The organism is Phenylobacterium sp. LjRoot219, assembly GCF_964252995.1.
In the GTDB taxonomy this organism is placed as follows: Bacteria; Pseudomonadota; Alphaproteobacteria; order Caulobacterales; family Caulobacteraceae; genus Phenylobacterium.
The window spans coordinates 2,578,014-2,596,925 of sequence record NZ_CAXUQI020000001.1; the positions used below are offsets into that span (position 1 = coordinate 2,578,014).

Genomic DNA, 18,912 nt, shown 5'->3' on the forward strand with positions numbered 1-18,912 from the left:
CCCGATGACCGAAGCCCCGCACCTACTGGTCCGCGAGGACGGCCCGATCCTGATCGCGACGCTCAATCGGCCAGACAAGCTGAACGCCGTCACCGGCGAGATGATGGTCCTGTTCGAGCAGGCGCTGCACCGCTTCCGCGACAGCCCCGAGCTCAAGGTCATGCTGATCCGCGCGACCGGCCGCTATTTCTGCTCCGGCGTCGACCTGAAGAGCAGCGACGGCGGACGCCCGCCGACCAGCGGCTCGGCGATCCGCGAGAACCACCGGCTGCGGGTGCACGGGGTGCACCGGATCTACGATGAGATGGAGGCGATCGAGAAGCCGATCGTCGTCGCCCATCACGCGATGTGCGTCGGCGGCGGCCTGGAGCTGTCGCTGTCCTGCGACTTCCGGCTGGCCGCGCGAAGCGCCGGCTACGCCTTTCCCGAAGGGCTGTTCGGCGTGCTGCCCGCCTCCAACGGCGTCAGCCGCCTGACCCGCCTCTGCGGGCCGCATTGGGCGCGCTGGCTGATCATGGCGAACCGGAAGGTCGACGCCGACCGCGCCCTGACGATGGGCCTGGTCCACGAGGTCTTCCCCGACGACAGCTTCGAGGACGAGGTGATGGCGTTCTGCCGCCACCTGGCCCAGCAGAACGCCGAGCAGATGGGGACCGCCAAGCTCGCCATCGAACTGGCGGCCGACGTCGGCCGCGCCGCCGCGCGCGACGTCGAACGCCTGGCCAACAGCAGCCTGATGCAGAGCCCCGACTGCCTCGCGGGCGTCGCCCGCTACGTCGCCGGCATCGGCCGCAAGCAGGAGACCTCCGCATGAACGACACCGCACAGGCGTGGGCCGGGCCCGCGGTCCCGCCGAAGACCGTCGAGGAATTGCTGGATCACCACGCGGTCTGCCAGCTGGCGAAGATCTACGGCCTGGGCCTGGACCTGCGGGACTACCAGCTGGCCCGCAGCGCCTTCGCCGCCGACGCGGTGGCCATCGGCCGAGAGGGCCCGGAGCCGATCGACGTCTCCCTGCCGAAGACCTATGCGGTGGCCGAGAGCTTCCACGCCACCCAGCACCTGATCGGCAACCAGTACGTCACCTTGCACGGCGACGAGGCCGTGGTCTGGAGCTACGGGGTCGCCCACCACAAGGTCGCGCCCGGCGCGGCCCGCGACGAGGTCATCGCCGGCGTGCAGTACCGCGACCGCTGCCGGCGGATCGCCGGGGGCTGGCTGATCACCGAGCGGGAGGTGGTCATGCAGTGGCTCGACATGCACCCGCCGCGCGCTGGCGGGACCGCCTAAGGGCGTTCGCCCCGTGTCTGGCGCCACCGCAGCGAGGAAAACCGCGGAAGGCCCCTTGGCACTGAGGGTCTAACAGGACGTCATCCAGGGATTACCCTGATACGGCGCGCCGATGGAGCAGGCAGTCTGGCGACGATCAGGAGCGACCGCCGATGCCGGCCAACCCGCCAACCTTCAGCGCCCCGCGAGGCCAGCCCCGCCGGGCGCGCAAGCCATCGCCAGCGCTCCGAGCGGCCGCCGCCGGCATCGCGGCGGCGGCCGCGCTTGCGGCGGGCGGCGGCAGTCAGGCGCAGGAGCTCCGCGTAGGGGTGGGCTATGCGCCCCACCCCCCGGAGGAGGGCGCCTCGGTGATCGCCGAATATCTGTTCAAACCGCTGCGCGCCCTGTCATTCATGGGTTCACCCCGGCCTTACGCCAGCGCCCAGCTCAGCCTGGATGGCTTCACCAACTTCGGGCAGGCCGGCCTGATCTGGCGCTGGGAGCGCAAGCGCGTCTACCTGGACCTGGGGGGCGGACTCTCGGTCCATGACGGCCACCTCAACCTTCCGAAACCGGAGCCTGGCCTGTCTGCGGAGGAGAACCAGCACCGGGTTCATGAACGCGAGGAGCAGCTCGAATGGGGATATCGGACCATTTTCCACTCCACCTTCGCCATCGGCTGGCGCGTGACCCCGCGATGGGCGCTGGAGTTTGAGGGCCAGCACTGGAGCAACGGACGCATAGGCGGCGAGACCCACGACGGCGCTAACAGCCTGGGCCTGCGGGCAGCTTACCGCTTCTGATGACGCGGGGTTCAGCCGTCTCGGCGCGGCATGAATATAGCTCGCGGAGCGATGAACAAGCCCACTCACCGACACTCATAGGTATAGTGGGCGACTTAGCGCGGAATAATTGTATTTACTCAAGATTTTCTCAGATGAAGTAATTCTCTCGAAATCACTGCGCCCCATATTCGAGATCGACGCCGTGCACCGCACGGACGGGGGCGGTTCTGATGAACGACATTCGCAACCTGATGGACAACCTCCACACGCAGATGGAGTACAGGGAGTTCGACGGCGCGACGCGCCCGCCGAACGGCGCCTGGCCCATCCTGCAGCACGTCGGTCGCATGGCGCCGCCCGTTCCGATCGCCGAGGACGCACACGCCGAAGAGGCAGAAGCGGAGCCGATCGCCGCGCGGGCGCCGCGCGCGCCTCTGGTCAGCGGCCTGCGGCGACCGGACCGCTCGATGCTGGACCGCTACGCGCCGGCCGAGACCTCGCCCGACGACGGCCGCGGCTTGCCGCTCGCCGAGGTCTTCGCCCAGCTCGCCCAGCCCGCCCGATAAGCCGGCCGAGGCGCCCGACCCCGCTTGGGATCTCGCCGGCGTTGGCGCAAAGTGGGTCATGACTTCGCCTAGCGCCCGCCGATCCCCCGAGCCCAACGCCGACGCCGCCGACCCGCCGCCCCCCGCTCATGCGCCGCTGATCGATCGGGCCACGCTGACCCGCATTCTGGTCGCCGCCGTGGCGCTAGTCGGGGTGTTCTTCGCCGCGCAGCTGACGATCCGGCTGTCGAACCTGTGGTTGCTGATCTTCGGCTCGGTGCTGGTCGCGGTGATCCTGCGCTCGATCGCCGATCCGCTGGTCCGCCGCACGCCGCTGAACGACGAGCTGGCGACGCTGGTCGCCGTCCTGCTGGTGGTGGCGATCTTCGCCGCCATCGGCACCTTGTTCGGCCAGACCATCTCCGCCCAGATCACCGGCCTGGCCCAGCGCCTGCCCGCGGACTGGGAGACGCTGCGCGCCCGGGTCGAGGCCTCGCCGATCGGCGACCAGCTGCTCGGCTTCGCCACCGCCATCGGCAGCCAGGCCGGGCGCGCCCTGATCATCGCCCAGCGGATCGCCACGGCCGTCCTGTCCGGCGTCACCACCATGGTGCTGGTGCTGGTCGCGGGCATTTTCATCGCCCTGCGCCCGCGCGAGGCCCGCGAGGGCGCGCTGGCGATGGTCCCGCTGTCCGCCCGCCCGCGGCTGCGCGAAGTGATGAACACCTGCGGGCGGGCGCTGAAGGGCTGGCTCCATGCGCAGCTGATCTCGATGGTGGTGGTCGGCTCCCTGGTGACCCTGGGGCTGTGGGTGATCGGCGTGCCGTCGCCGCTGGCGCTCGGCCTGCTGAGCGGAATGGCGCAGTTCGTGCCGATCGTCGGCCCGATCGTCTCGGCGGTTCCCGCCCTGCTGGTCGCGGCGGTCAGCGGCCAGCACACCGCGCTGCTGACCCTGGCGCTCTATATCGGCGTCTCGCAGCTGGAGGCGAACCTGATCACCCCGCTGGTGCAGCGCAACGTCGCCGCCCTGCCAGTGGTGCTGGGGATCTTCGCCGTCGTCGCCATGGGCATCCTGTTCGGCCCGTTGGGCGTGCTGTTCGCCACTCCGGCGGCGCTGGTGATCTACACCGCGGTGACCCTGCTCTATCGCCAGGACGTGCTCGGCGACCCCGATGCCGTCGCGCCCGGCCAGCTGCCCCCGCGGCGCGACGCCTGACATGAGTCTCGACGCCCGCTCCCAGCCGGCCGCCGCCGGCCCCGCCGACGTGATCGCCGCGCTCGAAGCCCGCGCCCGGCGCTGCGAGACGCCCTGCGGCGACGGTTCGCTGGTCTGGCGCGCCTGGGGCTCCGGCCCGCCGCTGCTGCTGCTGCACGGCTCGCACGGTTCATGGGCGCACTGGATCCGCAGCATCGAGGCGCTGTCGGCGACCCGCACCGTGTGGGCCCCGGACCTGCCTGGCAACGGCGACAGCGCCCTGCCGCCGAGCCCCGACCATCCGGCGATCTCGGCGGCGCTGGCCGCCGGCCTGCGCCAGCTGATTGGAGATGAACTGCCGCTCGACATCGTCGGCTTCTCGCTCGGCGGCGTGATCGCCGCGCATCTGGCGGCGCTGCATCCGGCGCTGGTGCGCCGGCTGATCCTGGTCGACACCGGCGGCCTGGACACTCCGCTGGGCACGGTCGAAACCGCGCGGGCCCGCGGACTGGAGGGCGAGGCCCGCCGCGCGGCGCTGCGCACCAACCTGCTGGCGATCATGCTGCGCCACCCCGCCAGCGTCGACGCGCTGGCGCTGCACCTGCTGGATCGCGACGGCCCGCGCGGCCGGCTGAAGCCGGTCGGCCTGGTGCTGCCGGACAAGCTGCTCGCGGCGCTGCCGCAAGTCACGGCCCAGGTCGACGCCATCTGGGGCGAGTTCGACGGGCCGCACCCGGATCCGACGGCCCAGGAGGCGGCGCTGCGCGGCGTGCGCCCCGACCTTGAGTTCCGGGTGATCCCCAACGTCGGCCACTGGGTGATGTACGAGGACGCGGAGACCTTCAACCGCACCGTGCTGGAGATGCTCGCCCGGCCGCTGAGGACGCCGCCCGCCTGAGCGGGAACGGGGCTGCGCCGCTTGCGGTTGATCAAGGACACGGTCACCCGGAACGGAAGACTGCGGCCATGATCGAGATGCTCCCCGCCCCCGACCACGTCGTCGCGCTGCGCTTCTCCGGCGAGCTGACCGGCCCCGACTTCGACCGCGTCGCCGCCGAGATCGAGACCCGGCTCGCCCGCCACGAGCGGATCGGCGTCGTCGCCGACCTGACCGGCTTCGATGGCGTGACGCTGCAGGCCCTGGCCAAGGACCTTCGCTACAACCTCGCCAAGTTGGGCGAGTGGAAGCGGTTTCCGCGCGAGGCGGTGATCACCGACAAGGCCTGGGTGCGCGCAGCTGTGCACGCGCTCGACCCGCTGGTCCCGCAGGTCGAGGTCCGCACCTTCAACCCCGGCGAGCAGTCCGCCGCCCTGGCCTGGGCGGCGGATTTCGGCGGGACGCATTAGCGCCCCTACCTCCGCTCTTCCCCGCGAAAGCGGGGATCCAGGTTTTTTGTGTTCGAACCGCGAGCCCGCCTTGGCTGAGGATCCAAAAAAGCCTGGGCCCCCGGGTTCGCGGGGGTGAGCGGGAGAGTGGAAAGGCCAGCCCGCCTCAATAGCGCGCTCGCAGGTTGACGGAGTAACTGCGCCCCAGCTCGCGCCGCCTGCCTAGCTTCAGCGCGTTGCGGGACCTGGCTCATGCGCCATGGCCGCTGCGGCCAAGGCATCGCCGTCCGTCACCCGGCCTTCGGCTTTGCGCTCGCTGTAGCGGTCGACCAGGTAGTCGGCGCGGTCGCGGGTCAGCAGGGTGAACTTCACCAGTTCCTCCATCACGTCGACCACCCGGTCGTAGTAGGCCGACGGCTTCATCCGGCCGGCTTCGTCGAACTCCTGGAAGGCCTTGGCGACCGACGACTGGTTGGGGATGGTGATCATCCGCATCCAGCGACCGAGCAGGCGCAGGGTGTTGACGGCGTTGAACGACTGCGAGCCGCCGCTGACCTGCATCACCGCGAGCGTTCGGCCCTGGGTCGGGCGCACGCTGCCCACCTCCAGCGGGATCCAGTCGATCTGCGCCTTCATGACGCCCGAGATCGCGCCGTGGCGCTCAGGGCTGCACCACACCTGCCCCTCCGACCAGAGCGACAGCTCGCGCAGTTCCTGCACCTTGGGGTGATCCGGCGAGACCGCGTCCGGCAGCGGCAGATCCCGGGGATCGTAAATCCGGGTCTCCGCCCCGAGCCGCCGCAGGATGCGCGCAGCCTCCTCGACCAGCAGCCGACTGTAGGAGCGTTCCCGCAGCGAGCCGTAGAGCAGCAGGATGCGCGGCGGGTGGGTCGAGACCCGCGCCGGCTCGAGCCTCGCTTGCGTGGGCGTGTCCAGGAATTGCGGCTGCAGCGCCGGGAATTCGGTCATGGCGACCCCTGTGAGAAGCGACTTCAAACTGTCGTATATTTCCTTTATCATCGAAATATGGAAACTAAATCCGCGGTCTCAAGCCTCGCTGCGCTGGCGCACGAAGGTCGGCTTTCCGCCTTCCGGCTGCTGGTGCAGGCCGGGCCGTGCGGCCTGGCCGCCGGCGAGATCGCGCGCCGGCTCGGCGTGTTGCCCAACACGCTCTCCGCCAGCCTCAACATCCTCAGCCACGCCGGCCTGATCGCCTCGCGCCGCGAGGGCCGGTCGATCATCTACACCGCCGACTACGGCGCCATGCGCGGGTTGCTCGCCTTCCTGATGGAGGACTGCTGCAACGGCGCCCCCGAGATCTGCGCCCCGCTCGCCGCCATCGCCAGCCAGTGCTGCGAGGCCGAAGGCGTCTGCACCTAGGAGCCCTTCATGACCGACAAGACCTACAACGTGCTCTTCCTGTGCACGGGCAACTCGGCACGTTCGATCATCGCCGAGGCGCTGATGAACCAGCTCGGCGCTGGGCGCTTCCGCGCCTACTCGGCAGGCTCGATGCCGACGGGGCGCGTGAACCCGCACACGCGGCCGGTCGTCGAAGGCTGCGGTTTCGCTATGTCGGAATTCCGCTCGAAGTCCTGGGACGAGTTCGCCAAGCCGGGCGCACCGCCGCTCGATTTCATCTTTACGGTTTGCGACAACGCCGCCGGCGAGGTTTGTCCGATCTGGCCCGGCCAGCCGATGACGGCGCACTGGGGCGTACCCGACCCGGCGGCCGTTGACGGGACTGAGGCCGAAATCGGCGCGGCCTTCGCCGAGACCGCACGCCTGCTCGGCAATCGCATCCGTCTGTTCCTGAACCTACCGCTCGCCTCACTCGACAAGATGTCCCTGCAGACCTCGCTGCGCGAGATCGGCCAGTCTGTTCACGAGCCCGCCCAATGAGTAGCGCCCCTCCCGCTCCCCCAGCCATGTCGCGCTTCGAACGCTACCTGACGGTCTGGGTGGCGCTCTGCATCGTCGCCGGTGTCGGCCTCGGCCACCTGTTCCCCTCCGTCTTCCAGGCGGTCGGCGCGGCCGAGGTCGCCAAGGTCAACCTGCCGGTGGCGGTGCTGATCTGGCTGATGATCATCCCGATGCTGATGAAGGTCGACTTCGGCGCGATGCGCGAGGTCGGCCAGCATTGGCGCGGGATCGGCGTCACCCTGTTCGTGAACTGGGCGGTGAAGCCGTTCTCGATGGCGGCGCTCGGCGCCTTTTTCATCGGCCACCTGTTCCGCCCCTACCTCCCCGCTGATCAGATCAACAGCTACATCGCCGGCCTGATCCTGCTGGCGGCGGCGCCCTGCACGGCGATGGTGTTCGTCTGGAGCAACCTGACCCGCGGCGAGCCGCACTTCACCCTCAGCCAAGTGGCGGTGAACGACGCGATCATGGTGGTGGCCTTCGCGCCAATCGTCGGCCTCCTGCTCGGCCTCTCGGCGATCACCGTGCCCTGGCAGACGCTGCTGCTGTCGGTCGGGCTCTACATCATCGTGCCGGTCGTGCTGGCGCAGCTGTTCCGCCGGGCGCTCCTGAGCCGTGGAGGCGAAGCCGCACTGACGCGCCTCCAGCGCCGCATCGGCCCGGTGTCGCTGACGGCGCTGCTGGCGACGCTGGTCCTGCTGTTCGGTTTCCAGGGCGAGCAGATCCTTTCCCAGCCGGCGATCATCGCCATGCTCGCCGTCCCGATCCTGATCCAGGTCTATTTCAACGCCGGCCTGGCCTATCTCCTCAACCGCGCCACCGGCGAGGCCCACTGCGTCGCCGGCCCCTCAGCCCTGATCGGCGCCAGCAACTTCTTCGAACTGGCGGTGGCCGCGGCGATCAGCCTGTTCGGCTTCGCCTCCGGCGCGGCGCTGGCGACCGTCGTCGGCGTGCTGATCGAGGTGCCGGTCATGCTCACCGTCGTCGCCATCGTGAACCGGTCGAAGGGCTGGTACGAACGCGGCGCCGCCGTCCGGAAGGTGGCGACGCGATGCGCGGCCCCGGTCACGAGGTGATCGCCATGGCGGATTTCCCGATCACCATCTTCCACAACCCGGCCTGCGGCACCTCCCGGAACGCCGTCGCCATGGTCGAGGCGGCCGGCTACCAGCCGCAGGTGGTCGAATACCTCAAGGCCGGCTGGACCAAGCCGCAGCTTCAGAACCTGCTCACCGCCATGGGCGCCCGGCCGCGCGAGGTCCTTCGGGAGAAGGGAACGCCCGCGGAAGCGCTCGGCCTGCTGGACCCAGGCGTCAGCGACGACGCCCTGCTCGAGGCGATGGCCGCCCACCCGATCCTGGTCAACCGGCCGATCGTCGTAACGCCGAAGGGCGTCGCGCTCTGCCGGCCGTCGGAAAAGGTGTTCGACCTGCTCGAACGGACGCCCGGGAGCTTCACCAAGGAAGACGGCGAAGTGGTCCGCCCCTAAAGCGGCAAGCCTCTGCTTTCGCCGCCGAAACCCGCGCGGCGGCGGCGAGCAACCCGCTAACGCGGCGGCGCGACGCCCGGCATCTCCTCAGGGATGGTCACGGGCTTGTTCGGCAGCGATTCCGGCGCATGCGGATGCGCCTCGGGGGTTCCGTCCGGCTCGACCGTGACCGCCGGCGGGGGCGAGACGTCGCCTTGCGTCGGCGGCGCCGGCGGCGCGCTTTCGGTCGCGGCGGCCGGGGAGCCCTGGACGTGCGGCGCGGCCTGTTGGGCGCAGCCGCCGAGGCCGAGCACCACGCCCGCGGCCATGAGGGCGAGATGCGGTGGGGCCGGCTTCTGAACCTGGGCCATGGACGGTCTCCTCGCTTGCTCCGGCGCAGGGACCATGGATAACGGCCGCCGGCCGCTTAGGATCAGCGGCCGCCCTAGAGCGGATCGCGGTAGGGGCCGGCCAGATGGCCGCCGTCGACCACCAGCGAGGCTCCGGTGCAGTAGGAGCTCTCGTCCGAGGCGAAGAACAGCACGGCGTTGGCGATCTCCTCCGGCCGGCCCATGCGGGCGATCGGCTGGCGGGCCACGGCGCGCTTCAGCCGCTCCAGGCTCGACGGCGGGGTCTTCTTGACCAGCGGGGTCTCGATGATCCCCGGATGGACGCTGTTGACCCGGATCCCCCGGCCGCCCAGCTCCAGCGCCAACGCGCGGGTCAGGCCGGTGACGGCGAACTTGGTCGCCACATAGCTGGCCAGCCCCGAGACCCCGACCAGTCCGTCGATCGACGAGATGTTGACGATCGAGCCGCTGCCTTGCGCCGCCATCGGCCTCACCACCGTGCGCATGCCGGCCCAGACGCCGGTGACGTTCAGCCCCATCAGCCGCAGGTGCTCCGACAGCGGCTCGCGTTCTATCGGCCCGCCGGCGCCGCCGCCGGCGTTGTTGACCAGCACGTCGAGCCGGCCGAAGCGGCCGAGCACCGCGGCCACCGCCGCCTCCCAGCTCTCCAGCTCGCGCACGTCGAGGTGCTGGAAGACGCAGCCCTCGCCGAGTTCGGCGGCGAGCTGTTCGCCGCGCTCCACCTGGATGTCGCTGATCACCACCTTCGCCCCGTGCTCGGCCAGCTTGCGGGCGCTCGCCTCGCCGATGCCCTGGGCGGCGCCGGTGACCAGCGCCACCTTGCCCTGCAGGCGACCGCTCACGGCATCACCGCGCCGCCGTTCGGCCGCAGCACCTGGCCGGTGACGAAGCGGCTGGCGTCCGAGGCCAGGTAGAGCATGGCCAGCGCGATGTCGCGCGGCGTGCCGGTCCGCCCCATCGGCGAGGCCTGGGCGCACTGGCGGACCACCGCCTCGCGCGCCGCCGCGTCGATCTCGCCCGCGGCGGTGCGGAAGCGGTAGGTGACCATCGGCGTGTCGATCCAGCCGGGCGCGACGGCGTTGACCCGCACCTGGAACGGCCCGAACTCCTTCGCCGCCGACCGCGTCAGCGAGTTCACCGCCGCCTTGGTCATCGCATAGACCGAGACGCCCGGCGGCGTGGTGTCGGCGCCCGCCGAGGAGACGTTGATGATCGAGCCACCGCGCTCGCGCATCACCCGGCCGGCCGCGGCGCAGCCGAAGAACACGCCCTTCAGGTTGACCGCCAGCAGCCGGTCGAGGTCCGGCTCGGCGACCTCCAGGATCGGCGTGTTCTTGAGGATCCCGGCGGCGTTGATCCAGACGTCGAGCCGGCCGAACTCGGCCACGACCGCATCCGCCAGCGCATCGACGGCGGCGCGGTCGGCCATGTCGGTCACCCGGGCCTGGGCCTGGCCGCCGACGACCAGGGCGACCGTCTCGGCCAGCCCTTGAGCGTCGAGGTCGGCCACGACCACTCGCGCGCCGGCCTGGGCGAGGACGCGCGCCGTCTCCCGGCCGATGCCGGAGGCCGCGCCGGTGACTACGGCGATCCGCCCCTCCAGGCTGAAATCCCGGCTCAGCTCCTCGTGCATCGCGTCCGCCCTTTCGTCTGTCGCCCCATAAGGGCCGCACAGGCGGTCGCAGAACTCAAGTAATCACCCGGGCGACATCACGCATTCCGTATATACGGATACACCTGAACCTTGGCCGGAATTACGTATATCCGTATTTGCGCGCCGATCACTTTTCGCAATTGTCGCCGACAGCCATCCGCACCTACCGTCACACCCAAGAGTTCAATGGGATGAGACGCGAAATGGAACTGGGCCTGCTGTACGAATTCGACGTTCCCCAGCCCTGGGCCGGGGAGCACCCGTGGGGCCAGCGCAACGCCGAGCGCGAGGTCTATCGCAACAACATCGAGCAGATCGTGCTGGCCGATAAGCTGGGTTTCGAGGCGGTCTGGCTGGTCGAGCACCACTTCCGCGAAAACCGCTCGCACATGCCCTGCAACGAGGTCGTGCTGGGCGCGCTGTCGCAGATCACCGAGCGCATCAAGCTCGGCTTCGGCGTGGCGTTGATGCCGCACGAGTTCATCCACCCGGCCCGCGTCGCCGAGAAGGTGGCGACCGTCGACCTTTTGTCGCGCGGCCGGGCGATCTGGGGCATGGGCCGCTCGACGCCGATGGAGCAGCTGGCCTTCGGCGTCGATATCCCGGCCAGCAAGGAGAAGATGAAGGCCGCCGCCCGCACGGTCGTGGGGATGTGGGAGCAGCAATATTACGAGGAGCACTCGGAATATCTCGACTTCCCCAAGCGGATGGTGACGCCGAAGCCCTACCAGTACCCGCACCCGCCGGCCTGGATGGCCGCCTCGACCGAGGCCAGCGCGGTGATGGCCGGCGAGAACGGCTGCGGCCTGCTCTGCTTCAGCATCATGCAGCCGCTGGACAAGCTGAAGTCCATCGTCGAGGCCTATCGCCAGGCGCAGCTGGACGCCAAGCCGCTGACCGGCGTGCACACCAACAAGGTCGGCATCTACACCCTGGTCCACTGCGCGGAGTCGCGCGACGACTTCGCGACCAACCGGCTCTGGGAGTCGATGTGGTGGTGGTACAAGGGGATCGCCGAGTTCCACCTGAAGTGGGAGATGGCCCACCTGACGCCCGAGCAGCAGGCCCAGGCCTTCCCGCTGCTGGAATCCCGCGCCCGCGGCGAGTTCGACATCACCGAATTCGACCGCGAGGACATGGTGATCGTCGGCACCCCTGAGGAATGCCTCCAGAAGCTGCTGCGCTACGAGGAGGCCGGGGTCGATCAGCTGCTCTGCTATCTGAACTTCGGCTACCTGCCGCACGAGGCGGTGATGAAGTCGATCGAGCTGCTCGGCACCCGGGTGATCCCGGAGCTGCAGAAGCGCGGCGCAAGCCGCACCGCCCACAGCCTGCAGGCCGCGCTGCGGCGCGCGGAGGCCGCCGAATGACCACAAGCATCGAGGAGGAAGGCGTGACGTCGCTGTTCGGGCTGGAAGGCAAGCGGATCCTGGTGCTCGGCGGCGGCCAGGGCATGGGCGAGGCGACGGTGAAGCTGCTCGCCCGACTGGGCTGCGCGGTCGCCGTGGTCGACCTGCAGGCCGAGCGCGCCGAGCGGGTCGCCGGCGAGGTGCGCGAGACAGGCGCGGTCGCCCTGCCCTTCGCCGTCGACGTCACCGACGACGACGCGCTGATCGCGACGCTCGCCCAGGTGGAGCGCGAGCTCGGTCCGCTCGACGGCATGGCGACGATCATCGGCATGGCCGGCTGGGCGCCGATCGCCGAGATGACCCTGGAGACCTGGGACGCCGACCACCGACGCAACCTGCGCTACTTCTTCTTGGCCGCCCGCGAGGTCGCCCGCGGCCTGCTGGCGCGCCAGGCGGCCGGCTCGATGGTCTGCGTCGCCTCGGTCGACGGCCTCGTCTCGGCGCCGAACCACGCCGCCTACGGCGCGGCCAAGGCCGGGCTCATCAACCTGGTGAAGACCATGGCGGTCGAGTGGTCGGGCCAGGGCATCCGGGTCAACTGTGTCGCCCCCGGCGGCATCGTCACCCCGCGGATCCCGCTGGTCGACGCCGAGGCCGAGCGGCGCAGCATGGGCCTGTTGCCGATGCAGCGGCGGGGAACCGTCGACGACATCGCCAAGGCCGCGGCCTTCTTCCTCTCGGACCTCTCGCCTTACGTCACCGGCCAGACCCTGGCGGTGGACGGCGGCTACACCGCCACCGGCGTCTTCGGCGGCGGCGGCAAGGCCCAGGCGAAGCCGAACGGCGTGATCGGCGAGGAGCGGCGGTAAACCCAATCCGTCATCCCGGCCGGAGCGAAGCGAAGAGCCGGGACCCAGGGCGGTGCGCACCGCCCCTGGGTCCCGGATCGGCCCTTCAGGCCGTCCGGGATAACGGACATTGTGCAAAAGCGGCCGACTACGCCGCGCTGAACTCCGTCTCCGCCTCGGTCACCGTGGCGATGCGGAACGAGGAGCGGTCGAACAGCTTCTTTTCGTCCTCGACCACCTCATCGGGCATGATGTTCGTGGTGATGTAGTCGACCGTGCCCTTGAAGATCGCCTCGTCCTCGAACCACAGCTCGGTGATCACATCGAACGGCGCTTCGTCGAACGGCCCGGTCTCCGGGTGCGGCAGCGGATTGACGTAGCGGCGGATGTAGCGCGTCACGCCGGAGGTGTATTTCAGGCACAGCGGGACATGGTTGTTCTCGTAGTAGTCGCGGAACGCTTCCACGCTCGTGCCCGCCCGGCGCTTCATGAACAGCAGAATCTTGTAGGTCGGCTGAGGCATCGGATCCTCCCTCGTTCTTGTTTGAATTGAAGCTTGTCTGCGGCGCTCAGGCCGGCGGATCGGCGAACCAGCGCGCCACCGCCGTGCGCATCAGCGCGCGGATCTCGTCCCGCTTGGCCTGCATCCGCTCGACCGGACCGGCGAGCCCGAGCACCAGCGGGATCCGCAAGCCCCGCGGCGGCAGGGCCGCGGCGAACGACCAGATCTCGCCGTCCGGGCTCGGCCCCTCGGCGACGCCCTCGTCGCGGATGCGCGCGGCGCTGGCCAGCACCTCGGCCGCCTCGGTGGCGGGCAGCCGCCCACGGTCGGCCAGCCGGGCGATATCGGCGTCGGTCAGGGTCGAGAGGTAGGCCGCGCCGACCGTCGAGCCGAACACCGAGACCCGCAGGCCCCGCTCGGTCGGGTTGCCGTGCGGCGCCGCCCCGGCCAGATCGAGGATCTGCATGAAGAGGTCGTTCGGCGTCGTCAGGGTGACGATCTCGCCGGCGGCGGCTTGCAGTTCGCGGACCAGACCGCGCAGCCGCTCGTCGCCGCCGTAGCTGTCGACCAGCCAGGCGCTGAAACAGGCCAGCCGGTGCGACGGCAGATAGGTCTTGGCGCGCGCGTCGAACACCAGGTGGGCGGAGTCGACCATGGTCTTCAGCAGCTGGTTGGTGGTCGATGGATGTAGCTCGAGCGCCTTGGCGATCTCCGTCGCCCGCAACGGCCGGCGCGCCTGGCCGAAATACTCCAGCACGTCGAGCGCGCGGGTCGCCGAGCGCGACAGGCTGCGCCGCTCGCTCGGGCGCCGCACCCGGACCGGCCAGGTCCCGCCGCGCGCGATATTCTCACCCGTGTGCACCACTTGGCGCCTCCAGGCGCTGACTGTTCGGCCGGTCGACCGCAAGGTCAACCGGCCGACGCGATTCAGGGCGCGGCCTTAGCGGACCGGACGGCCGGTCTTCTTCGCCCAGTCGGCGATCAGCTCGTCGTAGAAGTCCTGTTCGATCAGGGCGTTCTTCTCCGGCATGTTGAAGTCGGCGGTGACCTTGCCGGTCTCGAACAGCTCCTTGGCGCGCTCCAGGTGCAGCATCGCCGCGCCCATCCAGCCCCAGCCGGTGTGCAGGGTGCAGGCGGTGCCGGGGATCGGCAGGCCGAGCACGACGATCGGCTTGGACAGCGCCGCCCCCAACTCGGCGGTCTGTTCCGGCGAGGCCATCGGGAACACCAGGGCGTCGGCCCCGGCCTCGATGTAAGCCTTGCCGCGCTTGATCGCCTCCTCCAGCGAGCCCGTGCCGCCGCCGCGCCGGGCCTTGGTGTAGAGCTCGTCGCAGCGGGCGATGATCACCAGCCCGCTGTCGCCCCGGCCCTTCACCGAGGCCTCGAGGCGGGCCTGCATGTCGGCGATCGAGGTCAGGTCGTTGTCGTAGGTCGAGTGCTTCGGGTTGACCTCGTCCTCGACGTGGATGCCGGCGATCCCGGCGCGGGCGTAGCGGCGGCTGAAATGGAAGGCGTCGGCGACCGTCTCGCCCAGGGTGTCGGCGTCGGCGATCAGCGGGATGTCGATGGCCGCGGCGATCCGCGAGGCCTGCTCGATCTGTTCGACCTGGGAAAAAATCCCGTTGTCCGGCACCGCGTAGTGGAAGGCGCTGCAGGCGTGGCCGCCGAGGTAGGCGGCCTTGAAGCCGACGCGCTCGACGATCCGCGCGGTCAGCGCGCTGTAGGCGTCGGCGGCGATGAAATGCTCGCCGCTGTTGAACAGGTCTCGAAGCTTCTGCGCCTGGGTCGCCATGTGTTCCTCCGGTTTGGCCGGCATAGTTGCCCGGCCGCGCGCGTCTGTCAGCGTGCCGCCGCCGCAAATCGCGGGGGCGGCGTGTACCAGATGGGCGAGGAGATCGCCCGCTCCTGGAGGGTCGCCGGGATCTGGCTGGAGACCGGCACGCCGCGCCTGATCGCCAGCAGCGTGCTCCAGCGCGGCGTCGGGATCTCGATCGCGCGGGCGTAGTAGACCGCGGGCCTGGCCGGATCGAACTCCGGGTCGCGCCACACCCCGCTCAGCGTCGGCGCGCCGGCGGCCTTGTCGTAGGCGCCGGTCTTGCGGTCGACGCTGTCGCGCACCGGCGCGACGCGGCCGCTCTTCGGATCGCGCGTGCGGCCCGGCGACCAGACGACGTCGAACACCTTCTCGCGGTAGTCGTCGCCGTCGAGCCAGACCTTGACGATCTGGATGCGGTCGAGGCTGCCGCTCTCCGGATCCTGGACGGCCTGGACGATGAAGCCGGGCGCGCCGCCACTGGCCGGCCGCGCCGGTAGGTCGCCGCCCATCGGCACGCCGGTGCGGTAGGCGGTCTGCACCCAATCCGGCCGCTTGAATGCGTCGGCCGGCGGGTTCCAGCCGCCGAACACCCGCAGCCGGATCTCCGGTCCGGAAGTGGCGAAGGTCTCCTTGCGCCGCAGCGCCGCATAGATCGCCTCGCGGGTGTTGGCCTCGGCCCAGACCCCGGTCAGCCCGGCCGAGCCGTAGAGCGAGCTCGGCACCCCGCCGCCGCCGCGGCCGCCGGGCAGGTTCAGCTCGGGATTGAGGATGGCCTTGGCCTGGCCGGCCGGCGGCGGTTCGCTGCCGGGAACCGTGGCCAGCTCGCCGCGCCCGGCGTAGGCGTTCTCGTCGGCGTTGCTCAGGCCGTTGTGGAAGTCGCTGCCGCCGACGAAGCCCAGCTTGAACGGGTTGGCCCCGACCTTCGACTCGACGACCTGCCCGCGGCCGAGCGCCTGGCGGGCGTAGCCGCCGTTGGCCGGGCTCGGCCCGCCGACCAGCAGTTGCTCCATCACCTCGAAGTTGGCGAACTCGTCGTTCGGCGACAGCGAGGGCACGGTCTCCGACTGGCCCTTGTTCTGGAAGACCTCGGTCAGCGGCTCGTTCAGCGCCCGGCGCTCGGCGTAGGCCTCGCTGATCGGCCGGCCGTCGCTGTCGTTCCAGTCGAACATCTGGCCGCCGCTGGCGTTGGCGTTGTGCGGGATCGCCAGCGCCTCGACGCCCTTCGCCCGCAGCCGCTCCAGATAGCCCCAGAGCTCCTCCGGACGGGTCGAGTCGGCGGACGAGAACGGCGCCTCCGCGCCCTGGTTCTTGAAGATGACGTTGCGGTGCAGATTGCCCTTCTGCGGCGACATCGTCGTCCATTCGTAGCCGATGAAGGTGGTGAACCGGCCCGGCTGGTTGTGCCGGTTCGCGGCCTCCATCTCGCGGGTCCAGGCCGAGCTCATCGCCGCCTTGTCCTGCAGCAACGGCGAGTGCAGGCCCATCGCGCGCAGCGCCTTCAGCGGCTCGGTGCGCAGCATCAGCGCCCACTCGCTCAGCGACAGGGCGCTCTTCGGATCGTCGAGCTGGTTGAGCACGCCGATCTGCTCGGCGTGGTCGGTGACGGCGGTGAAGTCCAGGGGCCGGGCGCGCTTCACCGTCTGGCCGAGGTACTCGACCGGCAGGCCCTGGGCGTAGCGGTAGGCGTCCTCCGGCGTGGTGCGCACGCCGCTCATCACATAGGCGTCGAAGGAGTAGCCGGTGTGCAGGTGCAGCTCGCCAAAGTAGGCCCGCCGTTCGGCCGGGGCGCTCTCGGCGTGCGCCGTCGAGACCAGGCGGCCGGCCGGCGCGGGGGCGCTGTCCATCGACGTGCGGGTGGCGGCGTACCCGCCGACCGCCAGGGCGGCGACGGCCGCCGCGGCGAGCCAATGACGACGGCGGATCATCCCCGGCTCCTCGCGGTCGGCGTGTACCAGATGGGCGAGGAGATCGCCCGCTCCTGGAGGGTCGCGGGCACGTGCGTCGGGACCGGCAGCTCGCGCTGGATCGCCAGCAGCGTGCTCCAGCGCGGCGTCGGGATCTCGATGGCGCGGGCGTAGTAGACGGCGGGCTTGGCCGGATCGAACTCCGGATCGCGCCACACCCCGCTCAGCGTCGGCGCGCCCGTCGCCTTGTCGTAGCCGCCAGTCTTCAGGTCGACGCTGTCGCGGACCGGCGCAACGCGGCCGGTCTTCGCATCGCGCGTGCGGCCCGGCGACCAGACGACGTCGAACACCTTCTCGCGGTAGTCGCCGCCGTCGAGCCAGACCTTGACGATCTGGATGCGGTCGAGGCTGCCGCTCTGCGGATCCTGCGCCGCCTGGACGATGAAGCCGGGCGCGCCGGCCCCGGCGGGCCTGGCCGGCAAGTCGCCGCCCATCGGCGCGCCGGTCCGGTAGGCGGTCTGCACCCAGGCCGGCCGCTTGAGCGCATCGGGGGCGACGTTCCAGCCGCCGAACATCCGCAGCCGGATCATCGGCCCGGAGGTGGCGAAGGTCTCCTTGCGCTTCAGCGCCGCATAGATCGCCTCGCGGGTGTTGGCCTCGGCCCAGACCCCGGTCAGGCCGGCCGAGCCCAGCTTGGTGGTGCTGGGGGCCTGGCGGCGCTGGGAGTCCTGGGCGATCTCCTTCAGGCTCTTGGCCGGACCGCCGGGCGGCGGCGGCGCGGCGAGGAAGCGCGCGGCCAGCTCACGCGGCGGCAGGTTGACCTTCGGATCGGTGCTGAAGGCCCCCGCGCCGGCGTAGGCGCGCTCGTCGGCGTCAGCCAGGCCGTTATGGAAGTCGCTGCCGCCGACGAAGCCCAGCTTGTAGGGATTGGCCCCGACCTTCGCCTCGACGACCAGGCCGCGGCCGAGCGCCTGGCGCGCATAGCTGCCGTCCGCCGGGCTCGGGCCGCCGGTCAGCAGTTCCTCGATCACCTCGAAGTTGGAGAACTCGTCGTTCGGCGACAGCGACGGCGTGGTCTCCGACTGGCCCTTGTTCTGGAAGGCTTCGGTCAGCGGCTCGTTCAGCGCCCGGCGCTGGGCGTAGACCTCGTCGATCGGATGGCCGTCGCTGCCCTTCCAGCCGAACATCAGCCCGCCGCTGGCGTTGGCGTTGTGCGGGATGGCCAGCGCCTCGATCCCCCGCGCCCGCAGCCGCTCCAGGTAGCCCCAGAGGTCCTCGGGCTTCTGGGAGTCAGCGGCCGAGAACGGCGCCTCGGCCGGCCGGTTCTGGAAGATCACGTTGCGGTGCAGGTTGTATTTCTGCTCCGGATAGCCGGTCCATTCGTAGCCGACGAAGGTGGTGAACCGGCCGGGCTGGTAGTTGCGGTCGGCGGCCTCGATCACCCGCTTCCAGGCCGAGGCCATCTCCGCCCGGGCGTTCAGGCCGGGCGCGTCGATGAAGTCGTTGTAGGCCTGCAGGATGCGCACGAAGGTCTGCATCGGCTGGGCGCGGACCTGCTTGCCGAGCTCGCTTTGCGACAGGGCGCTGTTCGGGTCGTCCAACCGGTTGAAGGTCCCGATGTATTCGGCGTGGTCGGTGACGGCGATGAAGTCGAGCGGCCGCTCGCGCTCCACGGTCTGGCCGAGGTAGGCGACCGGCTCGCCCTTGGCGAAGCGGTAGGCGTCCTCCGGCGTGGTCCGCGCCCCCATCAGCGCGTAGGCGTCGAACGAATAGCCGGTGTGCAGGTGCAGTTCGCCGAAGTAGGCGCGGCGCTCGGCGGCGGGGGTCGCCGCCTGGGCTGCGGCGGCGAGCGCGACCGGCGCTGGGCGGTCCGGCCGGTCTGCGACGGCCATGGCGCCGGCGCCCGCGAGCACGGCGCTGACGCTGGCGGCGATCAGGAGACGGCGGCGCATCGTGA

The 18,912-nt window shown here is 70.4% G+C and carries 22 protein-coding genes and 1 pseudogene; 14 read left to right on the top strand and 9 right to left on the bottom strand.

Going from position 1 to position 18,912, the window contains the following annotated elements:
- Window positions 1–4 precede the first annotated feature (4 nt).
- The 7 genes from ACSQ14_RS12610 to ACSQ14_RS12640 all read left to right on the top strand — a co-directional run bounded on the left by ACSQ14_RS12610 (window position 5) and on the right by ACSQ14_RS12640 (window position 5,141).
- Window positions 5–814, top strand: a complete 810-nt coding sequence (locus tag ACSQ14_RS12610; RefSeq protein WP_436013227.1) for an enoyl-CoA hydratase/isomerase family protein — start codon at window positions 5–7, stop codon at window positions 812–814.
- Window positions 811–1,290 (top strand): nuclear transport factor 2 family protein, encoded by a 480-nt coding sequence (locus ACSQ14_RS12615; RefSeq protein WP_436013229.1) that lies wholly within the window; start codon window positions 811–813, stop codon window positions 1,288–1,290. Before ACSQ14_RS12610 ends, ACSQ14_RS12615 begins: the two co-directional genes overlap by 4 nt.
- Window positions 1,291–1,442: 152 nt before the next feature.
- Window positions 1,443–2,072, top strand: a complete 630-nt coding sequence (locus ACSQ14_RS12620; protein WP_436013231.1) for an acyloxyacyl hydrolase — start codon at window positions 1,443–1,445, stop codon at window positions 2,070–2,072.
- Between the two features lie 212 nt (window positions 2,073–2,284).
- A complete protein-coding gene (locus ACSQ14_RS12625) occupies window positions 2,285–2,620 on the top strand; it encodes a hypothetical protein (protein ID WP_436013233.1) in 336 nt (111 codons plus the stop codon).
- Window positions 2,621–2,678: 58 nt separating this feature from the next.
- Window positions 2,679–3,815 (top strand): AI-2E family transporter, encoded by a 1,137-nt coding sequence (locus tag ACSQ14_RS12630; protein WP_436013235.1) that lies wholly within the window; start codon window positions 2,679–2,681, stop codon window positions 3,813–3,815.
- A gap of 1 nt (window position 3,816) precedes the next feature.
- A complete protein-coding gene (locus ACSQ14_RS12635; RefSeq protein WP_436013237.1) occupies window positions 3,817–4,692 on the top strand; it encodes an alpha/beta fold hydrolase in 876 nt (291 codons plus the stop codon).
- A gap of 68 nt (window positions 4,693–4,760) precedes the next feature.
- Window positions 4,761–5,141, top strand: coding sequence for an STAS/SEC14 domain-containing protein (locus ACSQ14_RS12640; RefSeq protein ID WP_436013239.1), 381 nt, complete (start codon window positions 4,761–4,763; stop codon window positions 5,139–5,141).
- A gap of 207 nt (window positions 5,142–5,348) precedes the next feature.
- On the opposite strand, the gene arsH is transcribed toward ACSQ14_RS12640, so the two are convergent.
- Window positions 5,349–6,089, bottom strand: a complete 741-nt coding sequence (gene arsH, locus ACSQ14_RS12645; RefSeq protein ID WP_436013241.1) for an arsenical resistance protein ArsH — start codon at window positions 6,087–6,089, stop codon at window positions 5,349–5,351.
- Between the two features lie 57 nt (window positions 6,090–6,146).
- Here arsH and ACSQ14_RS12650 point away from each other — a divergent pair, with 57 nt between their 5' ends.
- The 4 genes from ACSQ14_RS12650 to arsC are packed head-to-tail and all read left to right on the top strand — an operon-like array spanning window position 6,147 to window position 8,532.
- Window positions 6,147–6,500, top strand: a complete 354-nt coding sequence (locus tag ACSQ14_RS12650; RefSeq protein WP_436013243.1) for an ArsR/SmtB family transcription factor — start codon at window positions 6,147–6,149, stop codon at window positions 6,498–6,500.
- 9 nt (window positions 6,501–6,509) lie between these two features.
- Complete coding sequence (locus ACSQ14_RS12655) at window positions 6,510–7,022, top strand: arsenate reductase ArsC (protein ID WP_436013245.1); 513 nt, start codon at window positions 6,510–6,512, stop codon at window positions 7,020–7,022.
- A 26-nt stretch (window positions 7,023–7,048) separates the two neighbouring features.
- Window positions 7,049–8,119, top strand: a complete 1,071-nt coding sequence (gene arsB, locus ACSQ14_RS12660) for an ACR3 family arsenite efflux transporter (protein ID WP_436013247.1) — start codon at window positions 7,049–7,051, stop codon at window positions 8,117–8,119.
- Window positions 8,095–8,532, top strand: a complete 438-nt coding sequence (gene arsC, locus ACSQ14_RS12665; RefSeq protein ID WP_436013249.1) for an arsenate reductase (glutaredoxin) — start codon at window positions 8,095–8,097, stop codon at window positions 8,530–8,532. Before arsB ends, arsC begins: the two co-directional genes overlap by 25 nt.
- Window positions 8,533–8,588: 56 nt before the next feature.
- Here the strand turns inward: arsC and ACSQ14_RS12670 are convergent, their stop codons facing one another.
- The 3 genes from ACSQ14_RS12670 to ACSQ14_RS12680 form a co-directional block, all read right to left on the bottom strand.
- Window positions 8,589–8,882 carry a hypothetical protein gene (locus tag ACSQ14_RS12670; protein ID WP_436013251.1) on the bottom strand — a complete coding sequence of 98 codons (294 nt, stop codon included), beginning with the start codon at window positions 8,880–8,882 and terminating at the stop codon, window positions 8,589–8,591.
- A gap of 74 nt (window positions 8,883–8,956) precedes the next feature.
- The gene (locus ACSQ14_RS12675; RefSeq protein WP_436013253.1) at window positions 8,957–9,724 is read right to left on the bottom strand and encodes an SDR family NAD(P)-dependent oxidoreductase; all 768 of its coding nucleotides are present in this window, start codon (window positions 9,722–9,724) and stop codon (window positions 8,957–8,959) included.
- On the bottom strand, window positions 9,721–10,515 hold the full coding sequence (locus ACSQ14_RS12680) for an SDR family NAD(P)-dependent oxidoreductase (RefSeq protein WP_436013255.1): 795 nt from the start codon (window positions 10,513–10,515) through the stop codon (window positions 9,721–9,723). The genes ACSQ14_RS12675 and ACSQ14_RS12680 overlap by 4 nt, the downstream gene beginning before the upstream one ends.
- Window positions 10,516–10,739: 224 nt before the next feature.
- On the opposite strand from ACSQ14_RS12680, the gene ACSQ14_RS12685 reads away from it, so the two are divergent.
- The 3 genes and pseudogenes from ACSQ14_RS12685 to ACSQ14_RS12695 all read left to right on the top strand — a co-directional run.
- Window positions 10,740–11,906: an LLM class flavin-dependent oxidoreductase gene (locus ACSQ14_RS12685; RefSeq protein WP_436013257.1), complete on the top strand. Its 1,167-nt coding sequence runs from the start codon at window positions 10,740–10,742 to the stop codon at window positions 11,904–11,906.
- Window positions 11,903–12,754, top strand: a complete 852-nt coding sequence (locus tag ACSQ14_RS12690) for an SDR family NAD(P)-dependent oxidoreductase (protein ID WP_436013259.1) — start codon at window positions 11,903–11,905, stop codon at window positions 12,752–12,754. Before ACSQ14_RS12685 ends, ACSQ14_RS12690 begins: the two co-directional genes overlap by 4 nt.
- Window positions 12,755–12,765: 11 nt before the next feature.
- Window positions 12,766–12,858 (top strand): annotated as a pseudogene (locus ACSQ14_RS12695) (hypothetical protein); the annotation flags it as partial.
- A 23-nt stretch (window positions 12,859–12,881) separates the two neighbouring features.
- On the opposite strand, the gene ACSQ14_RS12700 reads toward ACSQ14_RS12695, so the two are convergent.
- The 5 genes from ACSQ14_RS12700 to ACSQ14_RS12720 form a co-directional block, all read right to left on the bottom strand.
- Window positions 12,882–13,256 carry an EthD domain-containing protein gene (locus tag ACSQ14_RS12700; protein WP_436013261.1) on the bottom strand — a complete coding sequence of 125 codons (375 nt, stop codon included), beginning with the start codon at window positions 13,254–13,256 and terminating at the stop codon, window positions 12,882–12,884.
- Between the two features lie 46 nt (window positions 13,257–13,302).
- Window positions 13,303–14,100: an IclR family transcriptional regulator gene (locus ACSQ14_RS12705; protein ID WP_436013263.1), complete on the bottom strand. Its 798-nt coding sequence runs from the start codon at window positions 14,098–14,100 to the stop codon at window positions 13,303–13,305.
- A 75-nt stretch (window positions 14,101–14,175) separates the two neighbouring features.
- Window positions 14,176–15,027 (bottom strand): isocitrate lyase/PEP mutase family protein, encoded by an 852-nt coding sequence (locus ACSQ14_RS12710; RefSeq protein ID WP_436013265.1) that lies wholly within the window; start codon window positions 15,025–15,027, stop codon window positions 14,176–14,178.
- A 47-nt stretch (window positions 15,028–15,074) separates the two neighbouring features.
- Complete coding sequence (locus ACSQ14_RS12715; RefSeq protein ID WP_436013267.1) at window positions 15,075–16,976, bottom strand: DUF3604 domain-containing protein; 1,902 nt, start codon at window positions 16,974–16,976, stop codon at window positions 15,075–15,077.
- On the bottom strand, window positions 16,973–18,907 hold the full coding sequence (locus ACSQ14_RS12720; protein ID WP_436013269.1) for a DUF3604 domain-containing protein: 1,935 nt from the start codon (window positions 18,905–18,907) through the stop codon (window positions 16,973–16,975). The genes ACSQ14_RS12715 and ACSQ14_RS12720 overlap by 4 nt, the downstream gene beginning before the upstream one ends.
- Window positions 18,908–18,912 lie beyond the last annotated feature (5 nt).

Bases quoted from the DNA above. Each gene is read 5' to 3' on its own strand.
- ACSQ14_RS12610 (WP_436013227.1), top strand. From the start codon at position 5: ATGACCGAAGCCCCGCACCTACTGGTCCGCGAGGACGGCCCGATCCTG.
- ACSQ14_RS12615 (WP_436013229.1), top strand. From the start codon at position 811: ATGAACGACACCGCACAGGCGTGGGCCGGGCCCGCGGTCCCGCCGAAG.
- ACSQ14_RS12620 (WP_436013231.1), top strand. From the start codon at position 1,443: ATGCCGGCCAACCCGCCAACCTTCAGCGCCCCGCGAGGCCAGCCCCGC.
- ACSQ14_RS12625 (WP_436013233.1), top strand. From the start codon at position 2,285: ATGAACGACATTCGCAACCTGATGGACAACCTCCACACGCAGATGGAG.
- ACSQ14_RS12630 (WP_436013235.1), top strand. From the start codon at position 2,679: ATGACTTCGCCTAGCGCCCGCCGATCCCCCGAGCCCAACGCCGACGCC.
- ACSQ14_RS12635 (WP_436013237.1), top strand. From the start codon at position 3,817: ATGAGTCTCGACGCCCGCTCCCAGCCGGCCGCCGCCGGCCCCGCCGAC.
- ACSQ14_RS12640 (WP_436013239.1), top strand. From the start codon at position 4,761: ATGATCGAGATGCTCCCCGCCCCCGACCACGTCGTCGCGCTGCGCTTC.
- arsH (WP_436013241.1), bottom strand. From the start codon at position 6,089: ATGACCGAATTCCCGGCGCTGCAGCCGCAATTCCTGGACACGCCCACG.
- ACSQ14_RS12650 (WP_436013243.1), top strand. From the start codon at position 6,147: ATGGAAACTAAATCCGCGGTCTCAAGCCTCGCTGCGCTGGCGCACGAA.
- ACSQ14_RS12655 (WP_436013245.1), top strand. From the start codon at position 6,510: ATGACCGACAAGACCTACAACGTGCTCTTCCTGTGCACGGGCAACTCG.
- arsB (WP_436013247.1), top strand. From the start codon at position 7,049: ATGTCGCGCTTCGAACGCTACCTGACGGTCTGGGTGGCGCTCTGCATC.
- arsC (WP_436013249.1), top strand. From the start codon at position 8,095: ATGCGCGGCCCCGGTCACGAGGTGATCGCCATGGCGGATTTCCCGATC.
- ACSQ14_RS12670 (WP_436013251.1), bottom strand. From the start codon at position 8,882: ATGGCCCAGGTTCAGAAGCCGGCCCCACCGCATCTCGCCCTCATGGCC.
- ACSQ14_RS12680 (WP_436013255.1), bottom strand. From the start codon at position 10,515: ATGCACGAGGAGCTGAGCCGGGATTTCAGCCTGGAGGGGCGGATCGCC.
- ACSQ14_RS12685 (WP_436013257.1), top strand. From the start codon at position 10,740: ATGGAACTGGGCCTGCTGTACGAATTCGACGTTCCCCAGCCCTGGGCC.
- ACSQ14_RS12690 (WP_436013259.1), top strand. From the start codon at position 11,903: ATGACCACAAGCATCGAGGAGGAAGGCGTGACGTCGCTGTTCGGGCTG.
- ACSQ14_RS12700 (WP_436013261.1), bottom strand. From the start codon at position 13,256: ATGCCTCAGCCGACCTACAAGATTCTGCTGTTCATGAAGCGCCGGGCG.
- ACSQ14_RS12710 (WP_436013265.1), bottom strand. From the start codon at position 15,027: ATGGCGACCCAGGCGCAGAAGCTTCGAGACCTGTTCAACAGCGGCGAG.
- ACSQ14_RS12715 (WP_436013267.1), bottom strand. From the start codon at position 16,976: ATGATCCGCCGTCGTCATTGGCTCGCCGCGGCGGCCGTCGCCGCCCTG.
- ACSQ14_RS12720 (WP_436013269.1), bottom strand. From the start codon at position 18,907: ATGCGCCGCCGTCTCCTGATCGCCGCCAGCGTCAGCGCCGTGCTCGCG.